This window comes from Micromonospora maritima (assembly GCF_902825405.1).
Taxonomy (GTDB): Bacteria; Actinomycetota; Actinomycetes; order Mycobacteriales; family Micromonosporaceae; genus Micromonospora; species Micromonospora maritima.
Genome location: NZ_CADEAU010000064.1, coordinates 1 through 17,347, shown reverse-complemented (window position 1 = coordinate 17,347; position 17,347 = coordinate 1). Strand labels below are relative to the sequence as shown.

General features: G+C 74.1%; 14 protein-coding genes. 9 read left to right on the top strand and 5 right to left on the bottom strand.

The genetic code is table 11. The annotated features are described in order from the left end of the window. Window positions 1-698: 698 nt before the first annotated feature. From HUW36_RS09490 to HUW36_RS09480, 3 genes are read left to right on the top strand one after another with little or no spacing between them, the layout of a single operon-like run. A complete protein-coding gene (locus HUW36_RS09490) occupies window positions 699-2,327 on the top strand; it encodes an AMP-binding protein (protein ID WP_174527788.1) in 1,629 nt (542 codons plus the stop codon). Further along, a complete protein-coding gene (locus HUW36_RS09485) occupies window positions 2,317-2,571 on the top strand; it encodes a glutaredoxin family protein (RefSeq protein WP_091569385.1) in 255 nt (84 codons plus the stop codon). Before HUW36_RS09490 ends, HUW36_RS09485 begins: the two co-directional genes overlap by 11 nt. 14 nt (window positions 2,572-2,585) lie before the next feature. Then, on the top strand, window positions 2,586-3,236 hold the full coding sequence (locus tag HUW36_RS09480; protein WP_174527787.1) for an HAD family hydrolase: 651 nt from the start codon (window positions 2,586-2,588) through the stop codon (window positions 3,234-3,236). Between the two features lie 9 nt (window positions 3,237-3,245). Here the strand turns inward: HUW36_RS09480 and HUW36_RS09475 are convergent, their stop codons facing one another. Both HUW36_RS09475 and HUW36_RS09470 read right to left on the bottom strand, forming a co-directional pair. Next, the gene (locus HUW36_RS09475; RefSeq protein ID WP_174527790.1) at window positions 3,246-3,893 is read right to left on the bottom strand and encodes a response regulator; all 648 of its coding nucleotides are present in this window, start codon (window positions 3,891-3,893) and stop codon (window positions 3,246-3,248) included. An 80-nt stretch (window positions 3,894-3,973) separates the two neighbouring features. After that, a complete protein-coding gene (locus HUW36_RS09470; protein WP_174527786.1) occupies window positions 3,974-5,278 on the bottom strand; it encodes a sensor histidine kinase in 1,305 nt (434 codons plus the stop codon). A 389-nt stretch (window positions 5,279-5,667) separates the two neighbouring features. Between HUW36_RS09470 and HUW36_RS09465 the strand changes: the two genes are divergently transcribed. The 6 genes from HUW36_RS09465 to HUW36_RS09440 all read left to right on the top strand — a co-directional run bounded on the left by HUW36_RS09465 (window position 5,668) and on the right by HUW36_RS09440 (window position 11,720). Continuing rightward, the gene (locus HUW36_RS09465; RefSeq protein ID WP_174527785.1) at window positions 5,668-6,438 is read left to right on the top strand and encodes a redox-sensing transcriptional repressor Rex; all 771 of its coding nucleotides are present in this window, start codon (window positions 5,668-5,670) and stop codon (window positions 6,436-6,438) included. Continuing rightward, the gene (locus HUW36_RS09460) at window positions 6,435-7,808 is read left to right on the top strand and encodes a glutamyl-tRNA reductase (protein WP_174527784.1); all 1,374 of its coding nucleotides are present in this window, start codon (window positions 6,435-6,437) and stop codon (window positions 7,806-7,808) included. Before HUW36_RS09465 ends, HUW36_RS09460 begins: the two co-directional genes overlap by 4 nt. Further along, entirely contained in the window at window positions 7,805-8,773 is a 969-nt protein-coding gene (gene hemC, locus HUW36_RS09455; protein WP_174527783.1) for a hydroxymethylbilane synthase, read from the top strand. Before HUW36_RS09460 ends, hemC begins: the two co-directional genes overlap by 4 nt. Further along, window positions 8,770-10,350, top strand: a complete 1,581-nt coding sequence (locus tag HUW36_RS09450) for a bifunctional uroporphyrinogen-III C-methyltransferase/uroporphyrinogen-III synthase (protein WP_174527782.1) — start codon at window positions 8,770-8,772, stop codon at window positions 10,348-10,350. The genes hemC and HUW36_RS09450 overlap by 4 nt, the downstream gene beginning before the upstream one ends. 14 nt (window positions 10,351-10,364) lie before the next feature. Next, entirely contained in the window at window positions 10,365-11,348 is a 984-nt protein-coding gene (hemB, locus tag HUW36_RS09445) for a porphobilinogen synthase (protein WP_174527781.1), read from the top strand. Between the two features lie 168 nt (window positions 11,349-11,516). Then, a complete protein-coding gene (locus tag HUW36_RS09440) occupies window positions 11,517-11,720 on the top strand; it encodes a MerR family transcriptional regulator (RefSeq protein WP_174527780.1) in 204 nt (67 codons plus the stop codon). Between the two features lie 546 nt (window positions 11,721-12,266). Here the strand turns inward: HUW36_RS09440 and HUW36_RS09435 are convergent. The 3 genes from HUW36_RS09435 to HUW36_RS09425 all read right to left on the bottom strand — a co-directional run. Continuing rightward, complete coding sequence (locus HUW36_RS09435) at window positions 12,267-15,539, bottom strand: lamin tail domain-containing protein (protein ID WP_174527779.1); 3,273 nt, start codon at window positions 15,537-15,539, stop codon at window positions 12,267-12,269. Between the two features lie 95 nt (window positions 15,540-15,634). Next, the gene (locus HUW36_RS09430) at window positions 15,635-16,651 is read right to left on the bottom strand and encodes a GNAT family N-acetyltransferase (protein WP_174527789.1); all 1,017 of its coding nucleotides are present in this window, start codon (window positions 16,649-16,651) and stop codon (window positions 15,635-15,637) included. A gap of 72 nt (window positions 16,652-16,723) precedes the next feature. Continuing rightward, a partial coding sequence (locus HUW36_RS09425) for a lytic murein transglycosylase (protein WP_174527778.1) occupies window positions 16,724-17,347 on the bottom strand: 624 nt, incomplete at its 5' end.

The following is a 17,347-nucleotide window of genomic DNA, read 5'->3' as shown; positions in this document are numbered from 1 at the left end:
ATCCGCCGCCCCTCGCCCCGCACCGCGAGGTGGCCGTCGGCGCCGCGCGGGGCGGGCTCGGCGCGTTCGTTGAGCGGGTTCCGTTGGGTCGGGCCGGTCACCCCGGCCGGCCGTTCCGCGTAACCGAAGGTGGTCACCGCGCCTCCCCGGTCCGGGTGGACAGCGACCGCGCGGGGCGCCGCGGGGGCGCCGCGGGACCGGGTACGCCCCGGTCGGGCGTGGTCGGTCCGGGACGTGCCGGCGGGCGGCAGATCCCCTTGAGGTGCTGGTCCAATGCGCTCACGGGCACGGGGGCCTCCTCGGGCTGAGGGGTGTCGACTCACGGCAAATGGGGTGAGCCGACCCGAGTGATGATAGGGCCAACGTCACCCACGCGTGGCAAGTCCGTTACACAGAGCGGAAGTATTTCCCGCCGGGTCGCACTCCTGGCGGACCGGTTGTCCGTCGTGTGTGGTTGACTTTCGCGCCGCAAGCTGGTCGCGAGTGGAAAGTCCTGGTCGGAGCCGATTTTCTTTTCGCTCGGCGTGTCGCGGGAGCGGTCCGGCCCGGGTCGTTCCCGGCTGCCCGCACGACCCCGCTGGAGATCCTCATCCCGCGCGTGGGAATCCCGCCATCTCGCATGTGCGGTCCCGTGCAGTGGACCCGGACCGTCGTCCGGGCATGGCCCGGCGGTCCCGGCTGTGCCAGACTCAGCCACCGTGCAGGACGCCGCCCACAGCTCCGCGCCGAACCTCGCCGACCGGCTCCGCCGCGCCGCCACCGACCGGGGCGACCGGATCGCGCTGCACTGGCGCGACCGGACGACGACCTGGTCCGAGCTGGACCGCGCGGTCACCGCCACCGCCCACGCGCTGCTCGCCGGCACGGCCCCGCCCGCCGACGGGTCGCACCCGCCCCGGGTGGCGGTCGCGTTCGGCAACACCCCCGACTTCGTGGTCACCTACCTGGCCGTGCTCCGGGCCGGCCTGGTCGCCGTGCCGGTCAACCCCACGCTGACCGCCCGGGAGTTGCGGCACGTGCTCGCCGACTCCGGCGCCTCCGTGCTGGTCGGCGCCGCCGAGGTGACCGCGCGGGTGGACCCCGCGGAGCTGCCCGCGCTGCGCGCCGTGCACACCGCCCCGCCGGTCGGCGACGCCGACCCGTCCACCCCGTTCCCGACCCGCGACGGGGAGGACCTCGCCGTCCTGCTCTACACCTCGGGCACCGAGGGGCGGCCCAAGGGCGCGATGCTGTCGCACCGGGCGCTGGCCGCCAACCACACCCAGATCGACCGGATCGAGCCGCCCGTGGTCGGGCCCGACGACACCGTGCTGCTCGCCCTGCCGCTGTTCCACGCGTACGGGCTGAACTCCGGGCTCGGGGCCGTGGTGCACCACGGCGCGACCGGGGTGCTCGTCGACGAGCCGGGCCCGACCGGCGCGCGGGACGAGATCGCCCGGCACCGGGTCAGCGTGCTCGTCGGCGTACCGTCGATGTTCCTGACCTGGGCCGACGCGCCGGGTGACCCGGCGGCGGCGCTGGCCTCGGTCCGCGTCGCGGTGTGTGGCGCGGCGCCGCTGCCGCCGGCGGTCGGCGCGCGTTTCACCGACGTGACCGGGCATCCGGTGCACGTCGGCTACGGGCTCACCGAGACCGCCCCGGTGCTCACCTCGACGCTCGTCGGCGGCGAGCCGAAGCCCGGCTCGATCGGGCGGCCGCTGCCCGGCGTCGAGCTGCGCCTGGTCGGCGCCGACAGCACCGAGCTGTGGCGCGACGGGGTGCCCGCGGTCGAGGCCGACGACGACGAGATGAACCTCGCCGACGACCCGACCGGCACCGACCCCGGGCAGATCGTGGTGCGCGGGGCGAACCTGTTCGCCGGCTACTGGCCCGACGGGCGGGGCGGGCCGGACCCGGACGGCTGGTGGGCCACCGGCGACGTGGCCTACGCCGACGGCGACGGCGACCTCTTCCTGGTCGACCGCCTCGGCGAGCTGATCCTGGTCAACGGCTTCAACGTCTACCCGCACGAGGTCGAACTGGTGCTCCAGGCGCACCCCGGGGTGGCCGAGTCGGCCGTCCTGGGGGTGCCGCACCCGCGGACCGGCGAGACTGTCCGGGCGTACGTGGTGCGGGCGGCCGGCTCGACGGTCGCGGCCGAGGAGCTGCTCGCCCACTGCGCGCGTAACCTGGCCCGGTTCAAGTGCCCGACCGCCGTCGAGTTCGTCGACAGCCTGCCGTACTCGGCGATCGGGAAGGTGCGCAAGACCGAGCTGCGCCCGGCGCCCGCGGTGCCGGCACCGGCGCGACCGCCCGAGACCCGCACGGAGGTATCCGATGTCCAGTGACGCGAGGCTCATCCTGATCACCCGGCCCGGCTGCCACCTCTGCGACGACGCGAAGGCGGCGCTGGACCGGGTGGTGGCCGTCACCGGCGACCGCTGGGTGGAGAAGGACGTGACCGGCGACGTGGAGCTGGAACGCGACTACGGCGACCGGCTGCCGGTGGTGCTGCTGGACGGCAAGGAGCACGGCTACTGGCGGGTCGAGGAGGACCGGCTCCTGCGGGACCTGACCACCCCGCAGCTCTGATCTATCGTGCTCGGGTGACGGGAACACGACGCCACCTGGTGTGGGACTGGAACGGGACGCTCCTCGACGACCTCGACCTGGTGGTCCGCGCCACCAACGTGGCGTTCGCCAGCGCCGGCGGCCCGGCGGTCAGCGCCGACGAGCACCGCACCCGGTTCCGCCGGCCGATCGCCGACTACTACGCCGAGATGCTCGGCCGGGCCGTCGACGCGGAGGCGTTCGGCGCGCTCGACCGGATCTTCCACGACGCGTACCGGGCCGGGCTGACCAGTTGCGCCTTGGCCGCCGACGCCACCTCCGCGATCGCCGCCTGGCCGGGCAGCCAGTCGCTGCTGTCCATGTGGTTCCACGACGAGCTGGTGCCGACCGTGCACACCTACGGCCTGACCCCCCACTTCCGCCGGGTCGACGGGCTGCGCGCGGCGGTCGGCGGCGGACCGAAGGCGGAGTGGCTGGAGAAGCACCTGGCCGAGCTGGGGCTCGACGGCGCCGACGTGGTGCTGATCGGCGACTCGCTTGACGACGCGGACGCGGCCACCGCCGTCGGTGCCGCGGCCGTGCTCTACACCGGCGGCCTCTCCGACCCGGCGGTGCTGCGCGCCAGCGGCCACCCCACCGCCGACACCCTCACCGAGGCGGTCACCCGAGCCCGCACCCTCCCCTGACCGGCGAGGTCAGGCCCGCAGGTGGGTCAGCACGGCCAGCACCCGCCGGTGGTGGGTGGTGGCGTCCGGCGGCAGGTCGAGCTTGGTGAAGATGTTGCGGACGTGCTTCTCGACCGCGCCGTCGCTGACCACCAGGACGCGGGCGATCGCGGTGTTCGACCGCCCCTCGGCCATCAGCGCCAGCACCTCCCGCTCGCGCGGGGTCAGCGCGGCCAGCGGGTCGTCGCGGCGCCGCCGCACCAGGAGCTGACTGATCACCTCCGGGTCGAGCACGGTGCCGCCGGTCGCCACCCGGGCCAGCGCGTCCAGGAACTCGTCGATCGCGGCCACCCGGTCCTTGAGCAGGTAGCCGATCCCGCCGCCGGCGGTGTCCAGCAGGTCGTCGGCGTACGACACCTCGACGTACTGGGAGAGCACCAGGATCGGCGTGCCCGGCACCCGGCGACGGGCCTCCACCGCCGCGCGCAGTCCCTCGTCGGTGTGCGACGGCGGCATCCGCACGTCCACCACCGAGATGTCCGGACGGTGCAGGACCACCGCCTCGACCAGGGCGTCCCCGTCGCCGACGGCGGCCACCACCTCGTGCCCCCACTCGGTCAGCAGCCGGATGAGCCCCTCCCGGAGCAGTACGGCGTCGTCCGCGATCACCACCCGCATGGGTCCGGTGTCTATCACGTCCGGGTCCCACGGCGCGGCGTCCGCCCGCTCCGGAGCGTCGCCCGCCGGTCCGGCGGAGGTCACCGCGGCAGCTCCGCGTGGACCCGCGTCGGTCCGCCGTTCGGGCTGGCCACCTCCAGCGTGCCGCCGGCCGCCCGGACCCGGTCGGCGATGCCGCTGAGCCCGTGCCCCTTCGCCAGGTGGGCGCCGCCGATCCCGTCGTCGGTGACGGTGATCTCCAGTCGGCCGACCTTCCGGGCCACCTCCACCCGGCACGCCTCGGCCCGGCTGTGCTTGGCGACGTTGGTCAACGCCTCGGCCACCACGAAGTAGGCGGTGCTCTCCAGCGCCGGGTCGAGCCGGCCGCCGGCGGTGCCCAGGTCGTCGTCGACGAGCAGTTCGGTGGGCACCAGCGCCCGGGCGGCGAGCGCGGCGAGCGCGCTGGGCAGCCCGCGGTCGACCAGGATCGGCGGCGCGATGCCCCGGGAGAGGGCGCGCAGCTCGTCGAGCGTCTCCCGGGTCTGGGCGACCGCCTCGTCCAGGGTGCGGCCGGCCGCCTCGGGGTCGGCGGCCAGTTGGTGGCGGGCCCGGCCGAGGTCCATGGCGAGCCGGACCAGGCGCTGCTGCGGCCCGTCGTGGATGTCCCGCTCCAGCCGGCGCAGCGCGGACGCCTCGGCCGAGGCGGCGGCCCGCTTCTGCTCCTCCAGGGTGACGATCCGCTGGCGCATCTCGGCCACGCCGGTGAGCAGCGAGTACGCCAGCCCGCCCTGGATCCGGGCGCAGGCCCGGGCCACCAGCGGGAGGGTGAGGAGCGCGAACAGCCCGATCGCGGTGTTCAGCGCGATCCGTGCGTCGGCACCGTCACCCATGCCGAGCAGTTGGCTGAGGTCCTGGTCGTCGGGGCCGCGCGGGATGGCCCAGTCGTACGCGCCGTAGAGCGAGCCGGTCAGCGCCAGCGCCCACCACACCACCAGCACCACGAACGTGGGCAGGGTCACCACCAGCCGCAGGAACGCGTGCAGCAGGTCGAGCCAGGACTGCGGGTCCCGCATCGGGGTGAACACCCGGCGCCAGAACCGGGCACCCCGCCCCGGCGTCACGTAGGCCGGCCGGACCCGGGGCCGACCCAGCACCCCGGGCAGCCGGAGCCGTTCCAGGTCGGCCAGCCCGCGCGCCGCGTAGAGCACGCCGGCGAGCACCGGGAGACCCAGCGTGGTGACCAGCAGGCCGGCGCTGAGTGAGATCCCCGCCACGGCGAGCACGAAGCCGACGAGCGCCAACGGGAGACTGAAGAGCACGTAGCCGGAGTCGCGCGCGAGCCGGTGGAGCAGGCCCCGGACGGGCGACGAGGGGGCGGGCGCGGTGGCCAGCGGTGCGGCGGTCATGGTTCGAGGCTATGGGCGCGCGGCCGGCCGACCCATCCCGTGCGCCGCCCTTTCCGAGGTGGGGTTCTCCCTACCCGGACGTGAGAAGCGCCTCGCCACGCCGGTCACGGAGCGCTACCGGGCGCGTGCGATTGGTCAGAGAAGTCGGGATTGAGCAATAATCGCCACGCGCCGCCCATGCAGCGCGATTGATCGATCTTGTGGGAATGGAGGAGCAGGTGAAGGCGCGTCGCGAGTCAGCAAGATCGCGATTTGTGCACCTCTTCACAAGCGCCTACTCTGTAGTTCCGACGCGCCCTGCTAGCACAGCCGGCAACATCGGTCGCCAGCGGGAGTCCCGAAACGGCCGGCCCCCGTCGCTGGTCGAGGATCGCACCGCACGGAGTCTCATGAGTCAGCACCGTCACCCAGGCGCGCCCGGCCGCACCGGTGCCGTACCGGCGCTTCCGGACCTGCCCGAGGCGACCGTGTCCCGGCTCCCGGAATACCTGCGCGCGCTGCACGCGCTCGCCGACGCCGGCCACGAGACGGTGTCCAGCGAGGGCCTGGCCAACGCCGCCGGAGTCAACTCCGCCAAGCTCCGCAAGGACCTGTCCCACCTCGGCTCCTACGGCACCCGCGGCGTCGGCTACGACGTGGCGCTGCTGATCGACCAGATCGAGTCGGTGCTCGGGCTCACCCAGTGCCGCGCGGTCGCGCTGGTCGGCGTGGGTAATCTCGGTCACGCCCTGGCCGGCTACGACGGCTTCGCCAGCCGGGGCTTCCGGATCGCCGCGCTCCTCGACGCCGACCGCTCCCGGGTCGGCGAGCAGATCAACGGCCTGGTCGTACGGCACGTCGACGAGCTGTCCCGGGTCGTGGCCGAGGAGTCGATCTCGATCGGCGTGATCGCCACCCCGGCGCCGGCCGCCCAGGCCGTCGCCGACGAACTGGTCGCCGTCGGCGTGACCAGCATCCTCAACTTCGCGCCGTGCGTACTCTCGGTCCCGGACGGGGTCGACGTGCGCAAGGTCGACCTCGCGATCGAGCTGCAGATCCTGTCCTTCCACGAGCACCGCAAGGCGTCGCTGACCGCGCTGCCCGCCACCGGCGGGCCCGGCCTGGCCGCCCTGCCGGGCGGGCTCGCGGCCACCGACACCCAGGAGGCGATCGGCACGTGAAACTGCTCGTCGTCGGCGCGTCCTACCGCACCGCCCCGGTCGCCACCCTGGAACAGCTGGCCGTCCCGCCCGCGGACCTCACCCGCACGCTGGACCGGCTGGTCGCCCAGCCGTACGTGGCCGAGGCCGCCCTGGTCTCCACCTGCAACCGGGTCGAGGTCTACGCCGCCGTCTCCGGCTTCCACGGCGGGCTCGGCGACATCTGCGCCGTCCTCGCCGAGCAGGCCGGCAGCCCGCCGGCGGCGCTCGCCCCCCACCTCTACGTGCACTACGACGCCGCCGCCGTGGACCACGTGTTCCGCGTCGCCGCCGGACTGGACTCGATGGTGGTCGGCGAGGCACAGATCCTCGGTCAGCTCCGTGACGCCTACCACTCGGCCACCGGCGCGGACACGGCCGGCCGCCTGCTGCACGAGCTGATGCAGCAGGCGCTGCGGGTCGGCAAGCGCGCACACGCCGAGACCAACATCGACCGGGCCGGCCAGAGCGTCGTCACCGCCGCCCTCGACCTCGCCGCCGACCTGCTCGACGGCGACCTGACCGGGCGACCCGCCATGGTGGTCGGCGCGGGCGCGATGGGCTCGCTGGGCGTGGCCACCCTCTCCCGGCAGGGCGCCGGCCCGCTCACCGTCACCAACCGCGGCGCCGCCCGCGCCGTCCGGCTCGCCGAGGCGTACGGCGCCACCGCCGTGCCCATGGCCGAGCTGGTCGAGGCGCTCTCCACGGTGGACGTCGTGGTCGCCGCCACCGCCGCCACCGAGCCGGTGCTCACCCGGGACGTGGTCACCCGCGCGCTGTCCCGCCGGGACGCCGACCGGGGCCCACTGGTCCTGCTCGACCTGGCCGTCCCGCGCGACGTCGAGGCGGGCGTCGCCGAGCTGCCGGGCGTCGAGGTGATCGACATCGACCGGATGGCGACGATCCTCGCCGACGGGCCGGCCGCCGCCGACGCCGCCGAGGTGACCCGGATCGTCACCGGCGAGGTCGAGGCGTTCCTGAGCTGGCTGCGCGGCGCCGACGTGGCGCCGACCGTGGCCGCCCTGCGCGGCCGGGCCGACGACGTGGTCACCGCCGAGCTGCGCCGGCTCGGCCAGCGCCGCCCCGACCTCAGCGACGACCAGCGCGCCGAGGTGGCCCGCACCGTGCACCGGGTCGTGCAGCGGCTGCTGCACCAACCGACCGTCCGGGTCCGCCAGCTCGCCGCCGAGCCCGGCGGCGACCAGTACGCGGCCCTGCTGCGCGAGCTGTTCGACCTGGAAGTACCGCAGACGTCCCCGGTCGACACCGTCCCCGACGTGGTCGCCACCGACCTCGACGGCCGCTCCTCCTTCGACGCGGCCGACGTCCCGCCCACCGGAGGTGCGCGATGACCGCCCCCCTGCGCCTCGGCACCCGGGGCAGCGCCCTGGCGATGGCCCAGTCCGGCCACGTGGCCGAGGCCCTCACCGCGGCCACCGGCCGTCCGGTCGAGCTGGTCGAGGTGGTGACCGCCGGGGACCGCTCCACCGCCCCGGTGCACCGGCTCGGCGTCGGCGTCTTCGTCTCCGCGCTGCGCGACGCGTTGACCGCCCGCGAGATCGACTTCGCGGTCCACTCGTACAAGGACCTGCCCACCGCGGCGGCGCCCGGCCTGCACATCGCGGCGGTGCCGCCCCGGCAGGACCCGCGGGATGCGCTCGTCGCCACCGGCGGCCGTACCCTCGCCGAGCTGCCGCCCGGCGCGCGGATCGGCACCGGCGCGCTGCGCCGGATCGCCCAGCTGCACGCGTTGGGCATGCAGTTCGAGGTCATGCCGATCCGGGGCAACATCGACACCCGGATGGGCCGGGTGCTCGGCCCGGACGCCGACCTCGACGCCGTCGTGCTGGCCCGGGCCGGGCTCACCCGGATCGGCCGCGCCGACGTCATCACCGAGACGCTCGACCCGATGCTCATGCTGCCCGCGCCCGCCCAGGGCGCGCTGGCGGTGGAGTGCCGGGCCGACGACCAGGACCTGGTCGAGCTGCTCGCGCTGCTCGACCACGCGCCGTCCCGCGCCGCGGTCACCGCGGAACGGGCGCTGCTGGCCACCCTGGAGGCCGGGTGCAGCGCACCGGTGGCCGCCTACGGCGAACTCGCCGAAGGCGACACCGGTGAGGAGATCTACCTGCGCGGTGCGGTGATCAGCCCGGACGGTACCCGTGACCTCCGACTGTCCCGCACCGGAACGCCCGCCGACGCGGCGGAGATCGGCAAGGCACTCGCCGCCGAACTCCTCGAACTCGGCGCCGACTCGATCCTCGGCCAGGAAGGACACACCGGCCCGGGGACCCAGCAACTTGGGAGCACAGAATGACCCGCACCCGTAAGCCCGTAGGCCGGATCGCTTTCGTCGGGGCCGGCCCCGGCGACCCGGGCCTGCTGACCCGCCGGGCGCTCGACGCCCTGGTCGAGGCCGACCACGTGGTGTACGACCGGGGAGTCCCCGAGTCGCTGCTGACCCACGTGCGTGCCCAGGCCCGGTCCGACGCCGAGTTCAGCCCCGCCGAGGGCGTACCGGGGGACGTGGCGAAGGTGCTGATCTCCGCGGCCCGGTCCGGACAGAACGCCGTGCACCTGGTGGCCGGTGACCCGTTCGGCCACGACTCGGTGGTCAAGGAGGTGCAGGCGGTGGCGCGCACCGCCGCGCACTTCGAGGTGGTGCCGGGCGTCGGCCAGGCCGAGGGCGTCGCCACCTACGCGGGCGTCCCGCTGCCGGGCGTACGCACCGCCGCCGACGTCGAGGACGTCGCCACGCTGGACTTCGACGCGCTCGCCGCGGCCCTGGGCCGGGGTTCGCTGGCGCTCGCCGTGGACGCCGGTGACCTCGCCGCCGTCCGGGACGGGCTGCTGTCGGCCGGCATCGACGGCACCACCCCCGTCGGCGTGACCGGGGACGGCACCGGCGAGACGCAGTACACCACCACGTCGACGGTCGACTCCTTCGTCGCGGCGGCACTCGGCTTCACCGGCCGGGTGGTGCTCACCGTCGGCGCGGGCGTCACCGACCGCGACAAGCTGAGCTGGTGGGAGAACCGGCCGCTGTACGGCTGGAAGGTGCTGGTGCCCCGCACCAAGGAGCAGGCCGGCGCGATGAGCGCGCGGCTGCGCGCGTACGGGGCGATCCCGTGCGAGGTGCCGACCATCGCGGTCGAGCCGCCGCGCACCCCGGCCCAGATGGAGCGGGCGGTCAAGGGTCTGGTCGACGGCCGCTACGCCTGGGTGATCTTCACCTCGGTGAACGCGGTACGGGCGGTCTGGGAGAAGTTCGCCGAGCACGGCCTGGACGCCCGGCACTTCGGCGGCGTCAAGATCGCCTGCATCGGCGAGGCGACCGCCGACGCGGTCCGCGCGTTCGGCATCCAGCCGGAGCTGGTCCCCGCCGGGGAGCAGTCCTCCGAGGGCCTGCTGGCCGAGTTCTCGCCGCACGACGAGATCCTCGACCCGGTCGGCCGGGTGCTGCTGCCGCGCGCCGACATCGCCACCGAGACGCTGGCCGCCGGCCTCACCGAGCGCGGCTGGGAGGTCGACGACGTGACCGCGTACCGGACCGTGCGGGCGGCGCCGCCGCCGGCCGAGATCCGCGACGCGATCAAGTCGGGTGGGTTCGACGCGGTGCTCTTCACCTCGTCCTCCACGGTGCGGAACCTGGTCGGCATCGCCGGGAAGCCGCACGCGCGTACCGTTGTTGCCGTGATCGGGCCCAAGACGGCGGAGACCGCGACGGAGTTCGGCCTGCGGGTCGACGTCCAGCCGCCGCACGCCTCGGTCCCCGACCTGGTGGAGGCGCTCGCCGCCTACGCCGTCGAGCTGCGCGAGAAGCTCGCCGCCATGCCGGCCAAGCAGCGCCGCGGCTCGAAGGTGCAGGGCCCGACCGCCCTGAGGTTCCGCTGACAGGAGGCATCCCCATGCCGTACCCCGAGATCCGGCCCCGCCGGCTGCGCCGCAACGCGGCCGTGCGGCGGCTGGTCTCCGAGACCCGCGTCGACCCGGCCGAACTGGTCGTGCCGATGTTCGTCAAGGAGGGGCTGACCGAGCCGCGGGCCGTCGCGTCGCTCCCGGGGGTGCTCCAGCACTCCCGGGACTCGCTGCGCAAGGCGGCCGTCGAGGCGGTCCAGGCCGGGGTCGGCGGGATCATGCTGTTCGGGGTGCCGTCGACGCGGGACGAGACCGGCTCCGGCGGCCTCGACCCGGACGGCATCCTCAACGTGGCCATCCGGGACGTGATCTCCGAGGTCGGCGACGCCACCGTGGTGATGAGCGACCTCTGCCTGGACGAGTTCACCTCGCACGGGCACTGCGGCCTGCTCACCCCCGACGGCGACGTGGACAACGACGCCACGCTTGCCGCGTACGCGAAGATGGCGGTCGCCCAGGCCGACGCCGGGGTCCACGTGGTCGGGCCGTCCGGGATGATGGACGGCCAGGTCGGCGTGGTCCGCACGGCCCTGGACGCCGCCGGGCACCAGGACGTCGCGGTGCTCGCGTACGCCGTCAAGTACGCCTCCGCCTTCTTCGGCCCGTTCCGGGACGCGGTGGAGTCGGCGCTGGAGGGCGACCGGCGCGGCTACCAGCAGGACCCGGCCAACCTCCGCGAGTCGCTGCGCGAGGTCGCGCTGGACGTCGCCGAGGGCGCCGACATGGTGATGGTCAAGCCGGCCCTGCCCTACCTCGACGTGGTGTCGGCGGTCCGGGCCGCGGTGGACGTTCCGGTCGCCGCCTACCAGGTCTCCGGCGAGTACGCGATGGTCGAGGCCGCCGCCGCGAACGGCTGGATCGACCGGGAGCGGGTCATGCTGGAGACGCTCACCTCGATCCGCCGGGCCGGTGCCCAGATCATCCTCACCTACTGGGCGGTCGAGGCGGCCCAGCTGCTCCGCGAGCGCTACTGACCGTACGGCCGGCGCCGACGGGCGGCCCGGAGCGCCGTGCCCCACCAGGTCAGCCCCGTCGGTCGGTGTCGGCGAGCGGGAGCGGCACCTCGGCGAGGTCCACCAGGTCGGTGCGGAGGCCGTCCCGGCGGCAACCAGCGCCGGTTCGGCCCGGACGCGGCATGCCGGGTGCGGGTCGCCCGGGTGGCCCAGCGGATCGGCCTCAACGTCGGCGAGATCCGGGACCTGCTCGCGGCACTGCCGCCGGAACCGGCCCTGGTCGACTGGCAACGGTTGCACGCCCCACTGACCGCCGAGGCGGAGCGGCGGATCGCCGAGCCGCACGCCGCGCTCGACGACATCCGCTCCGGTCGCCGTCTCTGCGACCTGTGACTCACCCGTCGGCTGATCGTCCGTCCAGCGCCCCCCCGCCCGCCGGCCCCGCTCGGCCGGGCCGGACCTCTTCTCGACGCCTTTCGAGCTGATATCAGAAACGACTCAGCGCACGCGCTACCTGACCGGGGTCGGCTACCACCGCCGGGTCGGCCACCAGACAGGGTGCTACCTCAGCGAAGTGGCGATGTCCGGGCGGGCCGGACGGCGCCATCTCGGCGAAGTGGGTCGATCATGCGGACGGAGATGGCCCGGCCAAGCCGGAGGTGACCGCGCGATATCACGAACGACTCAGCTCGAAAGGCGTGCCTCGGGGATCAACCAACTCCTGGGCGGCGGGGATCGGCGGACTCGGCCGGTGGATGGCACTCCTGCCTGCCTCCGGCGGCACCTCCTGGCAACGTCGCTCACCGGCCGAGGACGCGCCGGTAATGATCCGGCCGATTCCGTGGGTGGCCGATTCCGTGGGTGGCCGACTCGCCGGAACCGCGGCGGCCCGCCGATCCGGCCGTGAGCCGGACGACGGGCCGCCGTGGGGAGCGTCGCTCAGTCGTCGTTCAGGATGGTCCCGACGCCGGACGGGTCGGCGAGCCGCAGGCCCGGCACCCCGGCCACGTACAGCGTGAGCCGCTCGTCCGCCTCCCGCCTGCGGTCACCGCGCACGGTGACCGGGAAGTCCAGCGAGGTCCGGCCCGCGGGCAGCACCCGGCAGCCCACGTACGGGTCGTAGTCCGACCCGGCCTGCGCGGTCGTGCCGTAGGTGGCCGCGCAGAGCAGGGCGGGCTCGGAGAGCGGGCGGGACACGGTGACGGTGAACGTCATCGTCCGGGTGCCCTTGTCGCCCTCCGTGACCGAGGTGTCGGCCACCCGCAGCGCGGCGCGCGACCGGAACCGGGCCACCGTCGGGTCGTGGTCGCTGGCGCCCCGGTCACCCAGCTCCCCGGCGTCGGTGGGGTAGTCGGCGTTGATGTGCGCCGTCCGCACCTGCACCAGGTCGTCGTGCATCGGGTCGTTGACGAACATGTTGTCCAGCGTCTGGGCCTGCCCGCTGAAGGTGTACGAGTACGCCGCCGCCGGCGCCTCCGCCACCAGGTCGTCCCAGAGGTTGTGCAGGCCGGCCTCGTAGAGCGGGGCGAGCTGGTCCGACGGGGTCGGGTTCTGTCCGGTCGCGATCGGGTCGTCGGGGCGGGGGAAGACGTTCAGGTCGCCCCCGTAGACCACCCGGGCGGACGGGTCGGAGGCCTCGACCGCCCGCACCATCGCGGCGCCGTACGCGGCCTGCTCCCGACGCTGCCCGACCCGGCTGTCCGGGCCGGACGAGAAGTGGTTGGCCACCGCCCAGAGCGTGAAGTTCTCGGTCGAGCCGGGCGCCGCCTCGACGGTGAAGCGGGCCAGCTGCGCGGCGCGGGTGTAGACGTTGCTGCCGTCCACCCCGGTGGACCGGTCCACGTCCGCGGGGAGCACCGCGTTGAACGCCTTCGGGTTCTGCACGTCCGCGTTCGACGGCAGTGCGGCCGAGCGGTACGTGACCGTCGGGGCGGAGCCCAGCAGCGGGTCGGCGGCGGTGGCCTGGGCCAGCGTCAGCCGGTCGGTGCGGTAGAGGAACGCCGAGGCGATGCCCCGGGCGTCCGCGCCGGTGCGGTCGTACGCGGCGGCGTAGGCGGGTCCGCCGTTCGCCGCCACGGCCAACGCCAACTCCTGCACGGTGTCCGGCGCGCCGTCGGCGTCATTGGTGTCCCCACAGGTCAGGTTGCCGTCGACCACCGAGCAGATGTCCTGGTCCTCGGCCTCCTGCACGAGGATCAGGTCCGGGCTGTGCAGGGAGTCGACGATCTGCCGCGCCTGCACGCCCAGCTTGGCCGTGTACGCCTCCGGGCTGGCCGGCACGTAGTCGAACGGCGGGCTGACGCCGGGGCAACCGGTGTTGCCGGCGAAGTCGCAGCCGTCGAACGGGTCGTCCCGGTAGTCGTACAGGTTCTCCACGTTGTAGGTGGCGACCGCGACCTCGCTGCCCCGGTCCGCCGGGCGCGGCGGGTTGTTCTCGGCCGGGTCCGCGCCGCCGGTCAGGGTGAGCTGCTCGGGCTGCACGCTGTACTTGCTGAAGGCGTACGAGACGGAGCCGTAGGCGTCCTCGGTGAGCGTGTCGAACGTGCGCGCCTCGGGCAGCAGCGCCCGGGAGTCACCGGCGGTCGCCTTCACGCCACCGGCCCCCAGCAGGATCCGCTGGTTGTTGCCGTTGTCGAACAGCGTGCCCGGGATGTCGTCGAGAGGGTGCGCGTCCCGGAACACCCGGCGGGCGTACGGGTCGGACCGCTTCATCACCGGGTCCTCCCGGTCCAGCACGTAGATCTCCGAGTCGGCGGTGGAGGAGTAGATGTGCCGGGGTGCGGAGACACCGCTGCCGGCCCGTACCCGCATCCGCTCGCCCTCGTGCCGCTCCCAGAACAGGTCGGCGGCGTCCGCCTCGGCCGGCGGGACCGCGTCGTCCACCCGGATCGCGTTGTCCACGTCGAGCCCGGAGTCGAGCTTGCGCACCAGCGACGCGCCGGAGAGCTGGGTCTGGTTGAAGTATTCCGAGACCCGCCCGCGCAGCACGACCTCGTCCCCGACGGTCGGGGCGTACCCGCCGATCAGCGTGGTGAACGAGCCCATGAAGACGAAGATGCCGTCCGAGGTGAGCGGGTCGCCGTCCTCGCTGCCGAGCCGGCTCTGCAGGTAGAAGCCCCACTGGTCGGCGCCGGCCGAGGTGCGCGTCAGCGACCTGCCGGTGATCACGCCCCGGACGTCGTACAGCGAGGTGCTGGTGCCGTTGCCGCTGGCCGGCGCGAACGGCGACCGGTCGGTGCGGCCGCTCTCGTCGTCGGCGGTGCGGCCCTGCACCTCGCCCACCGACAGCACGCTTGTGGCCTGCACGGTGAGCGTGCAGGTGGCGATGCCGCCCTCGGCGTCCGTCGAGGTCACGGTGACCGCGTAGCTGCCGGCCGGCAGGCCGGTCGCGGTCAGCGTCGCGGTGGCGGTGCCGCCGGCCGCGGTCGCCGGGGTGAACGCGGTACGGCTGATCGAGCCGCTCGCAGGCACCGGCACGACCGAGGTGACCGCGAGGTCGGTGACCGTGTCGTCGGCGTCGGTCGCGGTCACCGCGCGGGTGGCGGTGGCGCCCGCCTCCAGCGTCAGCGCGCCGCCGCAGGTCAGCGTCGGCGGCTGGTCGACCGGGCCGCCGCCGTCGACGCTGTGGCTGCCCAGCCCGTCGAACGTGTCGGTGGCGAATCCGGCCCACTGGGCGGCCGGGTCGAACGGGTCGGCCGGGTCGGTGTCGCCGGCGGTCACCGAGGGCAGCCGGCGGAGCGTGTTGTCGGCCGTGCTGGTGAGCCCGGTGCCCCACTCGGTGCCCGGGTCGACGCCGACCTGGCCGAGGGAGTCGACCACGGTCTCGCCCCGGCGCAGCACGATCGCGTCGTCGCCGTTGAACAGCGAGCCGGCGTACGTCTGGTCGGCCTGGGCGAGGATCACCGGCCCGGCCGACGCGGCGGCGAAGACGAACACGTCCCCGGCGGCGACGGTGCCGGTCAGCGCCACGTTGGTGGAGGTGGTCGCGCCGTTGAAGTGGAACTGGAGCTGGTAGCCGCCGGCGGCCAGGTCGACCGGGGCGCCGGTGCCGTTGTACAGCTCGACGGCCTTGTTGTTGGACGACCCCTCGACGTATTCGGAGATGAACAGGTCGGTGGGCGCGGCGCTCGCCGCGGGTGGCGCGACACCGATGGCCGTGACGGTGACGGCGGCGGTGGTCGCGAGCGCGGCGATTGTGCGGCGCGGGCGCATGGAGCCTCCACGATGGGTGGGCGGGGAACTAACGCACGTTAAGGGGCGTGGCCGTCCGACGTCCATCCCCCGGGCAGCCGTTTGGTGAACAGGCGTCAGCGGTGACTGTCCAGGCGGTGCACCAGCTCGGCGACGTCCACACCGTATTCACACCAGTCCCGGTCGGTGCGGTAGCCGAGTTCCGCGTTGACCTTGAGCATCGACTCGTTGGCCTGCGCGTTCCAGGTCTGCACCTCGGCCACCTCGGGCTCGGCCGAGCGCAGCTCCAACAGCATCCGGGCCTTGATGGCCCGGTCGATGCCGTAGCCCCGGTGGTCCCGGACCACGATGGTGTCGTACTGGTCGGCACGGGTGGGGTGCTGTGCCGGCACCACCACCTCGGTCAGGCCGGCCACCTCGCCGGTCTGTTCGTGCAACGCCAGCACGATGTACGGCTTCATGCCCCGCCGGTGCAGCGTGGCGAGGCTGTCCCGCAGTCGCTCGGGGTCGTAGGAGCTGGGCCGCAGCTCGCCGTCGTCCACGTCGCGCACCTCGGCCTTCGCCCGCGCGTACGCCTCGATCAGCGTGTCCGGCGGGCCGCCCGGCCAGAACTCGACGTGGTAGCCCGCGCCGACCTCGGTGGCCATCTCGGCGAGCGCCGGCCAGTCCACCGTGTTCAGGTCGAGCACGCTGCGGGTCTCGACGTATTCCCGGGTGAAGCCCAACGCCTCGTAGAACGCGACGGCCGGGGTGTCGCCGACCACCTCCACGCCGATCGACTGGAAGCCCTCGTCCCAGACCCGGCGGGCGGCCACCCGCACCAGCTCGCGGCCGAGCCCGGTGCGCCGGAGCGCCGGGTGCACCAGCACCTCCAGCACGCCGATCCCGCCGAGCAGGAGCACGTGGACGTGTCCGACGATGTCGCCGGGGGTGCCGTCCGGGGCCGGGTCGTCCTGGGCGATCCAGGAGATCCGTCGTTCGCCGGGCATCACCTCGGACAGGTATTCCCGCATGGAGCTCTCCCGCCAGGGCGGATCCTGTGGCAGATCAGCCGCCAGGACCGCGTTCAGCGTGTCCAGCAGCGACGCGATCTCGGCGGACGACGCGGTCCGAGGGTCCCACTCGCGCACCATCACCCGTCTAGCTTGCCGTCAACCGCAGCTCGGGGGAAGGGTTGAGTCCGCGAATGTACGCGAGCCGTCACGTCACGTACCGCTGCGCCGCCCGTACTCGTCGGCCTTGGTGAAGACCTCCTGGGCGTAGCGGCGCACATCGTTGTAGGACAGGATCGCGCCCCACCAGTCCCCCGGGATGGTCATGTTCCGGCCGCCCTTGCACAGGTATTCGCCGGCGGCCAGCGCCGCGTCGTCGATGTCGTGCGGGTTCTTCACGCCGTCGTTGTCGGCGTCCGCGCCGATCTCCTGCCAGGTGCCCGGGATGAACTGCATCGGGCCGATCGCCCGGTCGAAGGTCCGGTCGCCGTCGAGCTGCCCCTGGTCGGTGTCGAGGATCCGGGACCGGCCGCCCTGCCCGTCGAGCGCGTCGCCCCGGATCTCCCGTGAGGTCAGGCCGTTGGGCAGCAGCGTGACCCCGCCGGTGGTGCCGTGCCGGGACTCCACGTAGCCGATCGCGGCGAGCGTGGTCCAGCTGAGCTGGCAGCTGCGGTGCGTCTGGGCGAGCACCAGCTCGGCGTAGCCGTAGGCCTGCAACGCCACCGTCGAGATGTCGGTGGTGCCGCTGACCCGCTGGGCCCAGCCCGCCAGCGCGTCGGCCGGGCGGCCGGTCGGCAGCGCCGGGGCGGCGGTCACGCCGCCGGGCAGCGGTGTGCC

What these genes read in the sequence shown, in the direction of transcription:
- HUW36_RS09465 (WP_174527785.1), top strand. Translation starts at nt 5,668, where the DNA reads ATGAGTCAGCACCGTCACCCAGGCGCGCCCGGCCGCACCGGTGCCGTA.
- hemC (WP_174527783.1), top strand. Translation starts at nt 7,805, where the DNA reads ATGACCGCCCCCCTGCGCCTCGGCACCCGGGGCAGCGCCCTGGCGATG.
- HUW36_RS09450 (WP_174527782.1), top strand. Translation starts at nt 8,770, where the DNA reads ATGACCCGCACCCGTAAGCCCGTAGGCCGGATCGCTTTCGTCGGGGCC.
- HUW36_RS09470 (WP_174527786.1), bottom strand. Translation starts at nt 5,278, where the DNA reads ATGACCGCCGCACCGCTGGCCACCGCGCCCGCCCCCTCGTCGCCCGTC.
- HUW36_RS09485 (WP_091569385.1), top strand. Translation starts at nt 2,317, where the DNA reads ATGTCCAGTGACGCGAGGCTCATCCTGATCACCCGGCCCGGCTGCCAC.
- hemB (WP_174527781.1), top strand. Translation starts at nt 10,365, where the DNA reads ATGCCGTACCCCGAGATCCGGCCCCGCCGGCTGCGCCGCAACGCGGCC.
- HUW36_RS09435 (WP_174527779.1), bottom strand. Translation starts at nt 15,539, where the DNA reads ATGCGCCCGCGCCGCACAATCGCCGCGCTCGCGACCACCGCCGCCGTC.
- HUW36_RS09430 (WP_174527789.1), bottom strand. Translation starts at nt 16,651, where the DNA reads ATGGTGCGCGAGTGGGACCCTCGGACCGCGTCGTCCGCCGAGATCGCG.
- HUW36_RS09475 (WP_174527790.1), bottom strand. Translation starts at nt 3,893, where the DNA reads ATGCGGGTGGTGATCGCGGACGACGCCGTACTGCTCCGGGAGGGGCTC.